Raw genomic sequence first — 14,013 nt, forward strand, 5'->3', positions numbered from 1 at the left:
TTATCCGTTCCCTGAAGAGCCGCAAACCTCATCAAACACTTCCGCGATAATCCGGGTAATCAGCCGGCAATCCGCCTCGACAAACGTCAGCGGTAACCGCATGTCGCACATGGTCGCCAGCACACGCCGGGTCTCGGGTAGCGATGGCATCTGGCCCATGTATTGCCAGCTGTCAAAACGGCTGGTGTAACCCTTGGGATCCGCATCGCCGAACCATTTGAGCGGTACACCCTGCTCTTCGCAACGCGTAATAAACCGTGCAATGGCTGCAGGATTCTGATCCGGAAGAGAAAACTGGATGGAACTGCCGACAAAGAATTCCGCCGCGGGACGAACCGGTAAACGAATGCCCTCGACCTGGCTCAGCCCCTCGGCGGTCGCGTTGTAAAGCAGGTTCCAGCGCCGGCACTGTTCATCCAGATTCTTGAGCTGGGGGCGTAATATCGCCGCTCGCAGGTTATCCATGCGGCCGCTGTAATTAGGTGTCTCGAAACGGATACGGGCAAAGGCTTCTTTCGGCGGCGCCGCCAGGTGCCGCTCATACAGCATGTAGGAGCCGGAATAGATGATGGCTTTGGCCATCACATCGTCGTCGTCAGTGGTAAGAAAACCACCTTCGCCGGAGTTGATATGCTTGTAAGTCTGGGTGCTAAAGCAGGCTATCCGACCGAAAGTGCCACTCTTGCGGCCATTCCAGCTGGCCCCCATGGTGTGGGCACAATCTTCGATAACGATAATCTGATGCCGCTCGCAGATGCTCATCAGCCGGTCCATGTCGGCAAGATGACCGCGCATATGGGACAACAACAGATAATGCACATCGTCGGCCGCCGCCTTCAGCTCGAGATCGTCGAGATCGATGGTGTAATCGTCGGTGGTTTCCACCAGTACCGGAACGGCACCGGCATTATTGATTGCACCGGGAACCGGTGCCAGAGTAAAGGCGTTACACAATACCTTGTCACCGGGTTGAACGCCCACGGTACGCATGGCAATGTGCAGTGCATAACCACCCGAGGCACAGGCAAGGCTGTAGCGGCTGCCCAGGTAGGCGGCAAACTCCTGCTCCAGCAGTTCGGTTTCCGTCGGTTCCCCGGCCAGAGAATTGTATCTGTGCAAACGACCACTTCTCATCACGGCGATGGCCTGCTCGATACCCTGCTCGGGAATCGGTTCCTGCTGGGTGAAAGACTTATTGAATTTGTTCATGAAAGCTCTCCGGGCAGGTGCCTGGTGCCAGGCACCTGCCTGTCTGACTCAGCAATAACGCTCTTGGTTATAAACCTGGAAGTCCCACTCGGTCTCGGGGAAGTACTTGCGCAGGCGCCAGTCACAGGCACGAGCGTGACCTTCCATCCCTTCGGTACGGGAGATCCGGGAGCCGGCGGCACTGAACACCAGGTTGGCTTCTTCGCTCAGCTCCTGATAGGTAAGTACCTTCATGAACTTCTGCACATTCAGGCCACCGCTGTAACGGGCGGCCTTCTTGGTCGGCAGTATGTGGTTGGTACCGGAGCACTTGTCACCGTGGGAAACGGTGCTGCCCTCGCCCAGAAACAGGGAGCCATAGTTATTCAGATTGGCTTTCCACCATTCCAGATCCTCGGCCAGTATCTGCAGATGCTCACAGGCCCACTCGTCGCTGATCCTGGCCACTTCTTCGCGGCTGTCACCCAGAATCACCACACCATGATCGCGCCATGCGGCTTCACATACATCGGCATTGGGCATATCGGCGATCACCTTGGGCATGATCTCGAGCACCTTTTCACCCAGCTCGCGGCTGTCGGTAAACAGCCAGACCGGTGAGTTGGGGCCGTGCTCTGCCTGGGAGACCAGATCGACGGCAATAGTCATTGGGTCGGCATGTTTGTCGGCAATAATGGCCGATTCGGTTGGACCGGCAAACACATCGATGCCCACCTCGCCGAACAGCATGCGCTTGGCTTCTGCCACATAGGCATTGCCCGGACCGACCAGAATATCGGCAGGTTTGTTGGTAAACAGACCGTAGGCCATGGTGGCGATGGCATGTACGCCACCCATCTCCAGTATCACGTCGGCACCCGCCACATGCATGGCGTAGGCCACGGCCGGGTTGATGCTGTCACCACGGGGCGGTGAACAGGCCACGATGAAGGGCACACCCGCGGCCTTAGCCGTGGCCACGCTCATCAGTGCGGAGGCGGCATGGGCATAGCGTCCGCCGGGCACATAGCAACCGGCACACTCGACCGGCAAAATCTGCTGGCCAAGACGTACACCTTCTTCGGTTTCAATCTCGAAGGATTGCAGGCTGTCGCGCTGTGCTTCGGCAAAGCGTTTGATCTGGCGATGGGCAAAATCAATGTCGTCTTTCACACGCTGCGGCACCTGTTCGATCAGCGCCAGCTTCTTTTGCTCGGTAAGCACAAAGTCGCCCTGCCAGCTATCAAACTGCTTGGCATATTCGCGCACCACCGACTCACCCTCAAGCTTGATCCGGGTCAGCATTTCCTTGACCACAGCCTGGATGCGCTCATCTTCCTGTGCAACATCGCCTTCTGCTGCCGCTCTTTTAAGATATTCCATGGTATGACACCTGTTAAAAAGGAAGCTTTGGTTATTAGCAAGGCATGCTGCCCTGCCCTTGCTGGCCCGGCCCCTCCAGGAGGAACCGGGCGCGCAGGTTAACTATATTTAGGGAGGTTAAAGACTTCGCGATAACCGAACAGCGCCTGAGCACCACCGGTATGCAGAAACACGATGTTTTCCCCTTTCTTGAAATGGCCCTTGCGGATCAAATCGATAAGGCCTGCTGCACCTTTTCCGGAATAAACCGGATCCAGCAGTATGCCTTCGTGGCGGGCAAACAGCTCGATGGCCTCCAGGGTGCTTTCGGCAGGAATGCCGTAGCCTTCGCCTACATAATCACAGTTGGCGACCACGTCTTCGCGCTTGATGGCGCCGGGGATGCCCAGTTTCTCGGCAGTACGCTCGGCCAGGCGGAACACGTTGGCTTCCTGCTGCTCGCGGGGTACCCGCACACCGATACCAAGCACCGGGATCTGGCTGTTACTGCCGTACAGACCCGTCACCAGACCGGCCTGAGTACCAGCTGAACCGGTGGCGTGTACCAGGTGATCGATGCGCAGTCCGCGATCATTGGCCTGGCCCAGCAGCTCCAGCGCACAGTTGACGTAACCCAGGGCACCAATTTCATTGGAGCCGCCACCGGGAATGATATAGGGCTTCTTGCCATCGGCTTTCAGCTCGGTGGCCAGCGTTTCCATCGCCGCGTTCATGTCGGTACCGCCCGGATACTTGCGTAGCTGGCCACCAAACAGCTGGTCCAGCATGACGTTGCCGTTGTAGACGTAATCAACATCCTCGGAGCCGGTGCGATCTTCCAGCAGGATATGGCAATCCAGGCCCAGCTTGGTGGCAATGGCCACGGTCTGACGAGCGTGGTTGGACTGGGTTGCGCCTTGGGTAATAATGGTGTCGGCACCTTGTTCCAGGGCATCGGCCATCAGGAATTCCAGCTTACGGGTCTTGTTGCCACCGCCAGCCAGGCCGGTACAATCATCACGCTTTATCCACAGGGTGGGACCATCCAGCAACTTGGTCAGCTGAGGCATAGGCTCAAGGGGGGTATTAAGATGGGCGAAATGAAGACGCGGGTAACGGGCCAAAAGCATGGGTAACACTCCTTTCTCATTTTAAGAACACTGTCGGAACAATCTGGTAACACCACCATACTGAGATAGGATTCCCTGACCGACCAATGCTATCTTGGCTTCGCGCACGATTACTTTTCGGTATACGCAGAATTAACTCTATGTAAGGTATTGATCCTAATGGAATTAAAGTGGTTAAAGGATTTTGTGGCATTGAGCGAGCATGGTAGTTTTTCCAAGGCGGCCGAAGCTCGCTTCGTCACCCAACCGGCCTTTAGCCGACGTATCCGTTCGCTGGAAAACTGGCTGGGTATCCCCTTGGTCGACCGGGAAAAACATCCAACCACCCTCTCCGTGACCGGTCTGGCGTTCGTTGAAGAAGCCAAACGGATGATTCACGACACTTACCGGGTGCGCGAGCGATTGCAGGGACAGGAGTCACGTCAGAGCCTGGTGTTTTTTTCCCAGCATTCCCCGGCGGTTTCGTTTTTTCCGCACTGGATCCGGACCCTGGAACCGCTGGTGGGCCCCACTCTGGTCAAACTGAATGCCGGCAACCTGCACGATGTGATGGAATCCTTCATGGCGGGCATGGGGGACTTCCTGCTCTGCTACTCGTCCGACGAAAACATCTCTCAACTATCACGCAACGACACAATCTGTATTCAGGTGGGTACCGACAAGCTGGTGCCGGTGTCGGCGGTAAATGCCAATGGCACTCCGCTCTATTCTGCCGACAGCCATGCCCCCTTCAAACTGCTGGCCTACCCTGATGATTCCTATCTGGGCAGCCTCATAAAGGAGCAGTGTCTCGCCAGGATCCCGCCCGATACTCAATATACGATTGTGTGCGAGAACGCCCTGGCCGAAGGCCTGAAAGCCATGGCGATACAGGGTTACGGCGTCGCATGGCTGCCGTCCAGCCTGATCCAGAACGAACTGCAGAACAAGCAGCTGGCGATTCTGCCATCCCCGCTCCGCGCCGTGGAACTGAAGATACTGCTTTATCGGTTCAGGCATACGGTCAAACCCGAGGTAGACGTCTTCTGGAAGTACCTGATCGAACTCTACAATCATGGTTATGCGTGAAGAACCGACCAGCCGATACCGGGAGCGACATGGCGCCCCCGGTGACATCGGCCTCTGAGTGTCAGCCAAAAATTACTTCATAACCGGTAAACTTGCGCAGGTTGATAACTCCGGTGTCGAGCATCAGATACTGCCCCTTGATACCGAGCAGGGTGCCCGATACCACCGGGTTCTTGTCGAAGTTGTGGCTGGCGATTTTGGTCGGGTATTCCAGTACCGGATAGTTCAGCTCTACCACCGCTTCATCCAGAACGGTCACAGCGTCTTCGCCATATTTCAGCAGTAAATCGCCGATCTTCTGCTGTATTTCCGGCAGCAGCCGTGCGGCTTCGGCTTTCAGGTCCATATCGGCTTCGCCGCCTTTCAGCATGGCGCGCCAGTTGGTCTTGTCCGCCACCATCTCGGCCAGGGCCACTTCCACCAGGCCGGAGAGCTGACGGGTGGCCACACGTAGAATCGGCAGTGCCTGAGTGGCACCCTGATCAATCCAGCGGGTCGGCACCTGAGTGTGGCGGGTAATACCCACCTTGAGGCCCGAGGTGTTCGCCAGGTAGACGATGTGCCCCACCATGCAATGTTGCTCACCCCATTCCGGCTCGCGGCAGGTGCCCTCGAAATAGTGGCAAGTCTCCGGCTTCATCACGCACATGTCGCAACGGGCCAGCTTCTTCATGCAGGGAAAGCAGTGTCCCTGGGAATAACTCTTGCTGGTTTTGCGGCCGCAGGCATTGCAGTAAATGTTGCCGGTATGGGTGAGGGTCAGCGTCTGCCCCAGCAGGGGGTTGAGATCGATGCGATGCTCGCCCAGCGCCAGCTGATAGGTAACAGGAGACGCCAGGGTGGCGGGCATTTTAATCAGGGTCCCGGTGATATTGCTCATGCTGCTTCATTATCGGTAGTGAGTTTGGCGGTACTGTAACAGCCGCCGACGACCGGCGCACCCGCCAGGCGGCCCTTTGGCAACCCTGCCCGCCGCAACCATACTCGAGAGACACCCGACTCGAGGAGACCACCATCATGCCTGAGCGACATTATCCCCGCCTCACCCATATCGCCCTGCATGTGCGGAACATAGAGGCCTGCATCCGTTTCTACCGAGACTTCTGCGGCATGATCGAAACCCACCGGCGAGACAAACCGTCACAGACCATCGTCTGGCTGGCCGAGCCCGGTCGCGAGCGGGAGTTTATCTTCGTGCTGATGAACGGCGGTGAGGATCTGCAGCTGTCCGACCACGATTACCGCCATTTCGGCTTCGCCCTGCCCAGCCGGGCGGCGGTGGATGAGATTGCCGCACAAGCAGAGGCCGCCGGTTGCCTGATCTGGCCGCCCAGAGACGAGCCCTGGCCGGTAGGCTATTACTGCGGGGTGAAGGATCCCAACGGCAACTACGTGGAATTCAGCCACGGCCAGCCGTTGGGGCTGACAGAATAGACTGCTAGCGGAAAAATCAGGCGATATCGGTGCTTCAGGAGGACAAAGGGATCTGCTCAGCCGACCATCCGTGCCACGGATGGCACGGCTGAGCCTCCAGGGAGGGATTCACGGCGAGTCGGCGGAGCGGGCCCTTTGCCCGATGAGACCTAAGCGTTTAAATTGTTATCGAGCCCCCTATAGAACCGAACGTTCAGCGTTCTTCCCGACTCAATGACGCTTCAGGCTCTGCCGCCTTGTCGGCGACAAAATCCACCGCGCCTTCGGCCGTGATCTGCTGCACGCATACCGGCTCGCCGGCGTCGTTGAAGCGCACATAGCCGACGCCGGAACGGTTCAATAATCGTTCGCCTTTTGACGCCGATACCGGCGGATGCGGAGTAATTTCCAGCCGCCGCCGTCGGGTAAACCAGTTCAATGGCGAGCGAGGGGAATAGAGCCAGCGGTTGAGCCGGTCCAGCACGTCCAGCAGCCGGGACGGAAACTCGTTCTTGATGCCGCTGCTGGTGATCTGCCAGATATGGGGCTCCCCGCCCCGATGCCGCAGCTTGATGTCATACATGAAGGAATAATGCACATCGCCCGACAGGATCACGTAATTGGCCGGGGTGCGGGCATGCCGGAAGATATTGAGGATCACGTTGGCGGTGCCCTTATGAGCCATCCAGTTTTCCGCATCCACCAGCAGCGGCTTGCCAAACCAGGTGAAGATCTTCTGGATCACCTCGATAAGCTTGACCCCGAATACCGGCGTCGGCGACACGATCACCACCGCCTCGTGATTCAGCAGCTCGCCCTGTAGTTCGGTCAGAGCTTCCCAGTCCATCAGCCCCGAGGGATGACTCAGGTTGGACTCGGCACGCCAGCGGCGGGTGCGGGTATCCAGCACCAGCAGTTTGGGGCTGGTCGGCAGATGGTAGTGCCAGCGATCAAATTTCAACAGATGGTCGATCAACCGATCCTGGGATTCTGACGTCGGCCGTTCGCTCCAGGCATCGAGCAAGGCCATCGAATCACCCCTGAAGGCGTCGGGATCGTTGCCCCAGCCCTGACAGATCAGATAACCCACCAGTGCATTGCCGATGACCCTGCGAGAGAAGGGATGCCCGTAGGCACTTTCTTCCCAGGCTGCAGTCAGGTTCCAGTCGTCGGTCACATCGTGATCGTCGAAGATCATCAGGGTTGGCAGGTGAGCCAGCAGACGTCGCACCGCCGGTAACCCTTCGACGAAGGCGGCCAGCCGTTGCCGTTCGGTCTGATATTGTTGCTGTCGTTCCGGGCTCAGCTCCGGCTGCGCATCCGACAAGCCACGCCAGGGCTCCGGTGACCAGACCAGCAGATACATGGCCAGCACCTCGGCCAGGGTAATCAGATGGTTATCGGCGCTACTGGTGGTGAAGATGGGCTTGCGCGCTCCTTCGAAGAAACGCTGCTGCAACGTCTGATTGCCCTTGATGCTGGGCAACAGCTCGCTGCGGCGGTAGTAATTGAGCGGGCTGGTAAAGAGCTCAGCGCTGTCGGCGACCAGGGCACCTTCCAGGGTTTCCGGATACAGTCCCAGCTCTGCAATCAGCTGATGGATGGCGGTGAGCATGGGCCCGGCCACATCGTCTGCATAAATCTGATCGCCGCTCAGCATCAGCACCGCCGGGCGACTCAGGGGCTGGGCATGACATTGCCGCAGCCAGGTATCGGCGGCCACCAGACCATCGGGCGCCACGTGATGGGGTTTGCGGCAGGAGCCGTGTAATACCTCTTCCAGCCGGCTGCGGATCACCAATTGCGGCAGCCGCTCACCCGGATAGCACAGTTCCGAGGCCCAGTCGGCCATGCCGTGCCATTCATCCTGCTCCGATGTACGCCATTGCAGGTCGTAGGCCACCAGGGTATCGGCCGGCAACGGGGTTTCCAGCTCGACGTCCAGCAGCTGAATGAAACAACGATCTCCCACCTGCAATTGTTGTTGTCGCTCGCCGGTGAGTTCCTGTGGCGCGCCATCGGGCAGCAACAGGCGGAATTGCACCGGCCTCCGGCTGGCCAGCCAGAACACCAGCCGTTCGCAACTGGCACGGCGTAATATGGGGCCGGCGATAATAGTGGAACTCATGTCGTGTCTGCTGAAGAAGGTCATGGGGCATCATAACGGTGCCGGTTCTCCCTTTAAAGACAAGGCGCTCAAGCTGCGTCTGACCCTGCCGTTAGATCCAGTGCTGCACACTATGAATAACGTCGCAATCGGCATCATCAGGTAGCTCGTGGACCAGATTAAGAAGTGGTAAATCGGTGGCTTAGCTTCCCCCCCTTCTTTACCATGGGCACTGTGTCTTATCAGGAATCTCTTTCACCATGCGCGAAAAACTCGAACAACGTTCTTTTCTGTTTATGCTGCTGCTGGTCAGCCTGCTGTTCGGGCTGGTGCTCAAACCCTTCTGGGGCGCCATTTTCTGGGCCTGCGCCATCGGCGTCATCTTCAATCCCCTGCAGGATCGCATTCTGCGCCTGATCGGCCCCAAGCCCAATCGCGCCGCCCTGCTCACCCTGCTTATCTGCATGGTCATAGTGGTGCTGCCGGTGCTGTTGATCGCCACTTCCTTCATTCAGGAGGGGCTGGCGCTCTATCAACGTATCGACAAGGGCGAAATCAAGCCGGCCGACTGGCTGGAGCAGATGCGTCACGCCTTTCCGCTGGTGCCCGAGCTGTTTGAACGGCTGGGCATAGATATCGACAGCGTTCGCCAGAAGCTGTCCGAAGGGGCCGTGGCCACCAGCAAGCTGCTGGCAGAAAAAGCCCTCGGCGCCGGCCAGAGCACCTTCGCCTTCGTGATGAACGTGGCGCTGATGCTCTACCTGACCTTCTTTTTGCTGCGCGACGGCCATCAGCTTATCGAGGTGCTGGTCAAGGCGCTGCCGCTGGGTGATGAGCGTGAGCGCAAGCTGTTCAGCAAGTTCTCGGAAGTGACCCGGGCCACGGTCAAGGGCAACATTCTGGTGGCCATGGTACAGGGGGCCCTAGGAGGCTTTATCTTCTGGGCGCTGGGGATTCCCGGCCCGCTGTTGTGGGGCGTAGTGATGGCCTTTCTGTCGCTGATCCCGGCGGTGGGTGCCGGTCTGGTATGGCTGCCGGTAGCCCTGTACCTCTATGCCACCGGCGACTGGATAGCCGGCTCGGTGCTGGTCGGCTTCGGCGCCTTGGTAATCGGCCTGGCCGACAACGTCTTGCGACCGCTGCTGGTGGGCCGCGACACCAAGTTACCCGATTATCTGGTGCTGTTCTCCACCCTGGGCGGCCTGAGCCTGATGGGCATCAACGGCTTTGTGATAGGCCCGCTGGTGGCGGCGCTGTTTCTGGTAGTCTGGGATATTTTCACGCGCGAGTTCAACGGAGAAGATCCGTACAAGTCGTGAGGTGTGAAGCGTGAAGCGTGAAGCGTGAAGCGTGAAGCGTGAAGCGTGAACAAAAATGGGGCTTCCTCTTGCCAGACGGCAAGAGGAAAGAATACACGGCTTAGTCGAGTTCTACGGTGAGCTGAATAGACTCATCGAAGTAGAATTCGTCACAGTTGTTGCCGGGACCGGAGCGGTCGACCACCAGAAACTCATCACCATCGCGCAGTGCCATGATCGGGTGGTGCCAGACGCCACGGTGATAGTTGACGCCCTGACGAGCAGACGCGCGGAAGGCTCGCACGGTAGAAGGATCTATGTTCATGCTGCCGTCACCAACAGGGGCAACCACCAGCAGAAACTCGTGACCGAACAGCGGGATGAAAGACTGGGAGCCGAACGGATGACGCTCCAGCATCTTGATCGGCAGCGGATACTCCAGGGTATCGGCCCGAAAAATATTGATAATACCCTGGCCCTGCTCGTCCAGCTGTACGTCGCCCAACTTGTGATAACGACGGGTAGAACCGTTGTTGATCATGAAGTAGTCACGGCCTTCAGACTCGATCACGTCGCCAAAGGGGGCGAACGCTTCTTTGGTCAGCGGCTCTATCTTAAGGGTCTTGATCATTTCTGCCTCCGAGAAAACATAAAAACGGGGTGACTGGCACCCCGTGTCCTTTATTACATAGCGCTTAAACGAAACTCGGCTATCTTGTTGATTTCTTTGACAGCACGAGCGAATTCGGTGTCGTAGTCGTTGTGAATACGCTCTTCGAATGCCGCCAGGATCTGGTGCCGGTTAGAACCCTTCACCGCCATGATGAACGGAAACTGGAATTTTTCTTTATAGGCGTTGTTCAGCTCGGTAAAACGGGCAAACTCTTCGGCGTTGCACTCGCTGATGCCGGCGCCGGCCTGCTCGTTGGTCGAGGCTTCGGTCAGCTCGCCACGCTGGGCGGCCTTGCCGGCCAAGTCCGGGTGAGCGTTGATCAGGTCGAGCTGCGCTTTCTTGTCGGCATTGCTCATCACCGCCGCCATGCGGCCGTGCAGCTGCTCGATGTTGTCATCGTCGCTGGTCAGGCCCTGATCGAAGGTCTGCTCGGCCACCCAGGGAGAGTGCTCGTAGATGTCGGCAAACGCGGCCACGAACTCGTCGCGGCTCATGGTACTAGGAGTACAGGTAGTAAAGCGGCTCATTACTTGTTTCCTTTATAGGGGTGATGTTCGTGCCAGTGCTTGGCAATGTCGATACGGCGGGTAAACCACACCTGGTCGTGGCTGCGAGCGTACTTGATGAAACGCTCCAGACCCGCCATACGGCCGGGACGACCCAATATGCGACAGTGCATGCCAATAGAAAGCATTTTCGGCGCTTCGGCACCTTCTTCGTACAATACGTCGAAGGCGTCTTTCAGATACTGGTAGAACTCTTCACCGTTGTTATAGCCATTCAGGCCAAAGCGCATATCGTTGGTGTCCATCACGTACGGGATCACCAGGTGGCCCTTGCCATTGTTGTCGACCCAGTAGGGCAGATCGTCGGCGTAGGAGTCGGAGTCATACAGGAAACCGCCCTCTTCCATCACCAGTTTACGGGTGTTGGGGCTGTCGCGGCCGGTATACCAGCCCAGCGGACGTTCGCCACAAACACGTTCGAAGATTTCCAGCGCCTTGTACAGGTGCTCGCGCTCTTCTTCTTCGCTCATGAACTGGTAGCTGATCCACTTGTAGGCGTGAGAGCACATTTCATGACCTTCATCCATGAACGCCTTGGCGATCTCGGGATAACGCTCGATGGCGGTGGCCACGGCGAAGATGGTCATGGGAATATCGTAACGCTTGAACAGGCGTAGCAGACGCCATACGCCGGCACGGCTGCCATACTCATAGATGGATTCCATGCTCATGTGGCGAGCATCAGGAAACGCGACTGCAGTCGGCATTTCGGACAGGAAGGCTTCAGACTCGCCATCGCCATGCAGTACGTTGCGCTCACCGCCTTCTTCGTAGTTCAGTACAAAGTTGATAGCGATACGGGCCTTGTTCGGCCACTTGGGGTGAGGCGGGTTGGCACCATACCCGACTAAATCGCGGGGATAGTCATTGTTTTGGCTCATCGGAAAAACTCCTTGAAACGCAGGTTAAGACACCAGCCGAAACAAGCTTGCAGAGGGCTGGCCAGTCATGGTAATGATTTTATTGTATACAATAGAACCAATATATGTAAATAACAGGTTTGATTTTTGTATCCGCCCTAGCAGGAAATCTTGCTTTGAACCACCAAAGCAAAGACAATCCTGTCTTATCAGGATAATAAAGAATGCAGTAGTGTCAGCAATTGTAAACATATTGAACGGCGATGTTAACTAAATGTAGACCTATAATATTATCTTGATGTAAAATTATTTCTGTCGCCGTACTCTCCTACGCCAGCAGGCAAGGGGAAATGCGAAGGCAGTACCTTGAATTAACGGAGACGCGTAATACGCGCAAGGTAACGAAACATGGGAAGATTAACCACACATATCCTCGACGCCTCCAAGGGCCTACCCGGTTCTGATATCAAAATCGAGCTGTACCGGGTTGAAGGTGAACACACTACCCTGATCAATACTGTGTACACCAACAGCGATGGCCGTACCGATTCTCCGGTGCTGGAAGGCGAAGACTATGTACCCGGTAAATACCAGCTGGTATTCCACACCGGTACCTACATGAAAAAATCAGGCGTTGAACTGCTCGAACCGGCCTTCCTGGATGACGTGGTTATCCGTTTCGGAATTGCCGCTGGTCAAGAGCACTATCACGTACCCCTGCTGATCTCACCCTACAGCTACTCTACTTACCGAGGCAGCTAACGGGTAGAGGACAGCCCCTGCCAATGCCGGCAGATAAAACACCGCCCGGCATTGGCAGTCTGCCACCCAATCTATTCGAGGATTTCCGGTCATGGAAAATGCCAAACATGAGTCAACCCCGCACTCCACCCCTGCTTCCGGGGGCGTGCTGGACAAATGGTTTAAGTTAAGTGCCCACGGCACCTCGGTCAAAACCGAACTGGTTGCCGGCCTCACTACTTTTATCACCATGGCCTACATCATTTTTGTTAACCCCAACATCATGGCCGCCTCGGGCATGGATGCCGGTGCCGTCTTCGTTGCGACCTGCATCGGTGCCGCCATCGCCACTCTTTTCATGGGTCTGTACGCCAACTGGCCGGTCGGCCTGGCGCCGGGTATGGGCCTGAATGCCTTCTTCGCCTTCACCGTGGTCGGAGAAATGGGTTACAGCTGGGAAATAGCGCTCGGCGCCGTGTTCTGGTCCGGCGTGATTTTTACCGCCATGAGTTTCTGGAAAATCCGTGAATGGGTGCTCGACGCCATTCCTGAGTCGTTGCGCTTCGCCATGACCGCCGGTGTCGGCCTCTTTCTGGGTCTGGTCGGCCTCAAGACCGCCGGCATAGTCGTTCCAAGCCAGGCCACCATGGTCACCCTGGGTGACTTTACCCAGCCCAACGCCTGGCTGGCCGCCGTCTGCTTCCTGGTCATCGCCATTCTGGCCTATCGCAAGATCTTCGGCGCCGTATTGATAGGTGTGATCGGCGTGACCCTGGCCGGTCTCTTGATGGGCATAGTGGAATATAACGGCGTCTTCGCCATGCCGCCCAGCATAGCGCCCACCTTCATGAAGCTGGATATCATGGGCGCGCTGAATGTGGGCATGATCACCGTGATCCTGTCGTTCCTGTTCGTGAACATGTTCGATACCGCCGGCACTCTGATGGGCGTGGCCGAACGGGCCAACCTGCGTAACCCAGATGGATCGATTGAAGGGCTGAAAAAATCCCTGAAGGCCGACAGTGCCTCGTCGGTCATAGGTACCTTCGTCGGCTGCCCGCCGGTGACCAGTTATGTGGAAAGCGCCGCCGGCGTTGCAGCGGGTGGTCGTACCGGCCTGACCGCCATCACCATTGCCGTGCTGTTTCTGCTGTCCATGTTCCTGGCGCCGCTGGCCGGCATGATCCCCCCCTATGCCACCGCCGGCGCCCTGCTCTACGTGGCCTTCGCCATGATGAGCAGCCTGGCCAAGATAGAGTGGGACGACTACACCGAGATGGCCCCCGCCGCCATTACCGCCCTGATGATGCCGCTGACCTTCTCCATCGCCAACGGCATCGCCATGGGCTTTGTCAGCTACGCCGTTCTCAAGCTGGCCACCGGTCAGGCCAGCAAAGTCTCGGTCGGCGTCTATGTACTGAGCGTCGTCTTCATCGCCAAGTTCATTTACATGTAAGTATCTGTACATAAGTACCAAGGGCGGCAACTGCCGCCCTTTTCTTTCCCTGTCATCTCCTTTATTCCTCCCTGTTTACCGCCTACCCTCTTTTCAGCAAGCTGTCAGACGAAAAATCAACCGTTCGCACCGTACCGGCCAATAATCGTTT

The 14,013-nt window shown here is 57.3% G+C and carries 14 protein-coding genes; 6 read left to right on the forward strand and 8 right to left on the reverse strand.

The features are described from left to right. The 3 genes from UN63_RS06615 to cuyA all read right to left on the reverse strand — a co-directional run bounded on the left by UN63_RS06615 (window position 1) and on the right by cuyA (window position 3,680). Entirely contained in the window at window positions 1-1,209 is a 1,209-nt protein-coding gene (locus tag UN63_RS06615) for a DegT/DnrJ/EryC1/StrS family aminotransferase (protein WP_104485986.1), read from the reverse strand. A 48-nt stretch (window positions 1,210-1,257) separates the two neighbouring features. Further along, window positions 1,258-2,571, reverse strand: coding sequence for a histidinol dehydrogenase (hisD, locus tag UN63_RS06620; RefSeq protein ID WP_104485987.1), 1,314 nt, complete (start codon window positions 2,569-2,571; stop codon window positions 1,258-1,260). A 98-nt stretch (window positions 2,572-2,669) separates the two neighbouring features. Next, a complete protein-coding gene (cuyA, locus tag UN63_RS06625) occupies window positions 2,670-3,680 on the reverse strand; it encodes a D-cysteate sulfo-lyase (RefSeq protein ID WP_104485988.1) in 1,011 nt (336 codons plus the stop codon). A 159-nt stretch (window positions 3,681-3,839) separates the two neighbouring features. Between cuyA and UN63_RS06630 the strand changes: the two genes are divergently transcribed. Next, window positions 3,840-4,748 carry a LysR family transcriptional regulator gene (locus UN63_RS06630; protein ID WP_104485989.1) on the forward strand — a complete coding sequence of 303 codons (909 nt, stop codon included), beginning with the start codon at window positions 3,840-3,842 and terminating at the stop codon, window positions 4,746-4,748. A gap of 61 nt (window positions 4,749-4,809) precedes the next feature. Here UN63_RS06630 and UN63_RS06635 read toward each other — a convergent pair whose 3' ends face one another. Next, the gene (locus tag UN63_RS06635; protein WP_104485990.1) at window positions 4,810-5,628 is read right to left on the reverse strand and encodes a DUF2797 domain-containing protein; all 819 of its coding nucleotides are present in this window, start codon (window positions 5,626-5,628) and stop codon (window positions 4,810-4,812) included. Between the two features lie 137 nt (window positions 5,629-5,765). Between UN63_RS06635 and UN63_RS06640 the strand changes: the two genes are divergently transcribed. Continuing rightward, window positions 5,766-6,182, forward strand: coding sequence for a VOC family protein (locus tag UN63_RS06640; protein WP_104485991.1), 417 nt, complete (start codon window positions 5,766-5,768; stop codon window positions 6,180-6,182). Window positions 6,183-6,375: 193 nt separating this feature from the next. Here the strand turns inward: UN63_RS06640 and UN63_RS06645 are convergent, their stop codons facing one another. After that, window positions 6,376-8,289: an alkaline phosphatase D family protein gene (locus UN63_RS06645; protein WP_104485992.1), complete on the reverse strand. Its 1,914-nt coding sequence runs from the start codon at window positions 8,287-8,289 to the stop codon at window positions 6,376-6,378. On the opposite strand from UN63_RS06645, the gene UN63_RS17065 reads away from it, so the two are divergent. Together UN63_RS17065 and UN63_RS06650 are read left to right on the forward strand one after the other, a co-directional pair. Continuing rightward, window positions 8,288-8,434, forward strand: a complete 147-nt coding sequence (locus UN63_RS17065) for a hypothetical protein (RefSeq protein ID WP_181068195.1) — start codon at window positions 8,288-8,290, stop codon at window positions 8,432-8,434. The two genes, UN63_RS06645 and UN63_RS17065, sit on opposite strands and share 2 nt — an antisense overlap. Before the next feature lie 94 nt (window positions 8,435-8,528). Further along, entirely contained in the window at window positions 8,529-9,587 is a 1,059-nt protein-coding gene (locus UN63_RS06650) for an AI-2E family transporter (RefSeq protein WP_104485993.1), read from the forward strand. A gap of 100 nt (window positions 9,588-9,687) precedes the next feature. Here UN63_RS06650 and UN63_RS06655 read toward each other — a convergent pair whose 3' ends face one another. The 3 genes from UN63_RS06655 to puuE are packed head-to-tail and all read right to left on the reverse strand — an operon-like array spanning window position 9,688 to window position 11,686. Continuing rightward, window positions 9,688-10,197 (reverse strand): ureidoglycolate lyase, encoded by a 510-nt coding sequence (locus tag UN63_RS06655; protein ID WP_104485994.1) that lies wholly within the window; start codon window positions 10,195-10,197, stop codon window positions 9,688-9,690. Between the two features lie 53 nt (window positions 10,198-10,250). After that, window positions 10,251-10,766 carry a 2-oxo-4-hydroxy-4-carboxy-5-ureidoimidazoline decarboxylase gene (gene uraD, locus UN63_RS06660; protein WP_104485995.1) on the reverse strand — a complete coding sequence of 172 codons (516 nt, stop codon included), beginning with the start codon at window positions 10,764-10,766 and terminating at the stop codon, window positions 10,251-10,253. Continuing rightward, window positions 10,766-11,686, reverse strand: coding sequence for an allantoinase PuuE (gene puuE / locus UN63_RS06665; protein WP_104485996.1), 921 nt, complete (start codon window positions 11,684-11,686; stop codon window positions 10,766-10,768). Before puuE ends, uraD begins: the two co-directional genes overlap by 1 nt. A 387-nt stretch (window positions 11,687-12,073) precedes the next feature. Between puuE and uraH the strand changes: the two genes are divergently transcribed. After that, the gene (uraH, locus tag UN63_RS06670; protein ID WP_104485997.1) at window positions 12,074-12,427 is read left to right on the forward strand and encodes a hydroxyisourate hydrolase; all 354 of its coding nucleotides are present in this window, start codon (window positions 12,074-12,076) and stop codon (window positions 12,425-12,427) included. 91 nt (window positions 12,428-12,518) lie between these two features. Then, a complete protein-coding gene (locus tag UN63_RS06675; RefSeq protein WP_104485998.1) occupies window positions 12,519-13,862 on the forward strand; it encodes an NCS2 family permease in 1,344 nt (447 codons plus the stop codon). Window positions 13,863-14,013: the final 151 nt, after the last annotated feature.

Source organism: Oceanisphaera arctica (genome assembly GCF_002936955.1).
Taxonomy (GTDB): Bacteria; Pseudomonadota; Gammaproteobacteria; order Enterobacterales; family Aeromonadaceae; genus Oceanimonas; species Oceanimonas arctica.

Coding starts and splice junctions, on each gene's coding strand:
- UN63_RS06645 (WP_104485992.1), bottom strand. CDS start 8,289: ATGAGTTCCACTATTATCGCCGGCCCCATATTACGCCGTGCCAGTTGC.
- UN63_RS06635 (WP_104485990.1), bottom strand. CDS start 5,628: ATGAGCAATATCACCGGGACCCTGATTAAAATGCCCGCCACCCTGGCG.
- UN63_RS06655 (WP_104485994.1), bottom strand. CDS start 10,197: ATGATCAAGACCCTTAAGATAGAGCCGCTGACCAAAGAAGCGTTCGCC.
- uraH (WP_104485997.1), top strand. CDS start 12,074: ATGGGAAGATTAACCACACATATCCTCGACGCCTCCAAGGGCCTACCC.
- UN63_RS06615 (WP_104485986.1), bottom strand. CDS start 1,209: ATGAACAAATTCAATAAGTCTTTCACCCAGCAGGAACCGATTCCCGAG.
- uraD (WP_104485995.1), bottom strand. CDS start 10,766: ATGAGCCGCTTTACTACCTGTACTCCTAGTACCATGAGCCGCGACGAG.
- UN63_RS06675 (WP_104485998.1), top strand. CDS start 12,519: ATGGAAAATGCCAAACATGAGTCAACCCCGCACTCCACCCCTGCTTCC.
- UN63_RS17065 (WP_181068195.1), top strand. CDS start 8,288: ATGTCGTGTCTGCTGAAGAAGGTCATGGGGCATCATAACGGTGCCGGT.
- UN63_RS06650 (WP_104485993.1), top strand. CDS start 8,529: ATGCGCGAAAAACTCGAACAACGTTCTTTTCTGTTTATGCTGCTGCTG.
- UN63_RS06630 (WP_104485989.1), top strand. CDS start 3,840: ATGGAATTAAAGTGGTTAAAGGATTTTGTGGCATTGAGCGAGCATGGT.
- cuyA (WP_104485988.1), bottom strand. CDS start 3,680: ATGCTTTTGGCCCGTTACCCGCGTCTTCATTTCGCCCATCTTAATACC.
- puuE (WP_104485996.1), bottom strand. CDS start 11,686: ATGAGCCAAAACAATGACTATCCCCGCGATTTAGTCGGGTATGGTGCC.
- hisD (WP_104485987.1), bottom strand. CDS start 2,571: ATGGAATATCTTAAAAGAGCGGCAGCAGAAGGCGATGTTGCACAGGAA.
- UN63_RS06640 (WP_104485991.1), top strand. CDS start 5,766: ATGCCTGAGCGACATTATCCCCGCCTCACCCATATCGCCCTGCATGTG.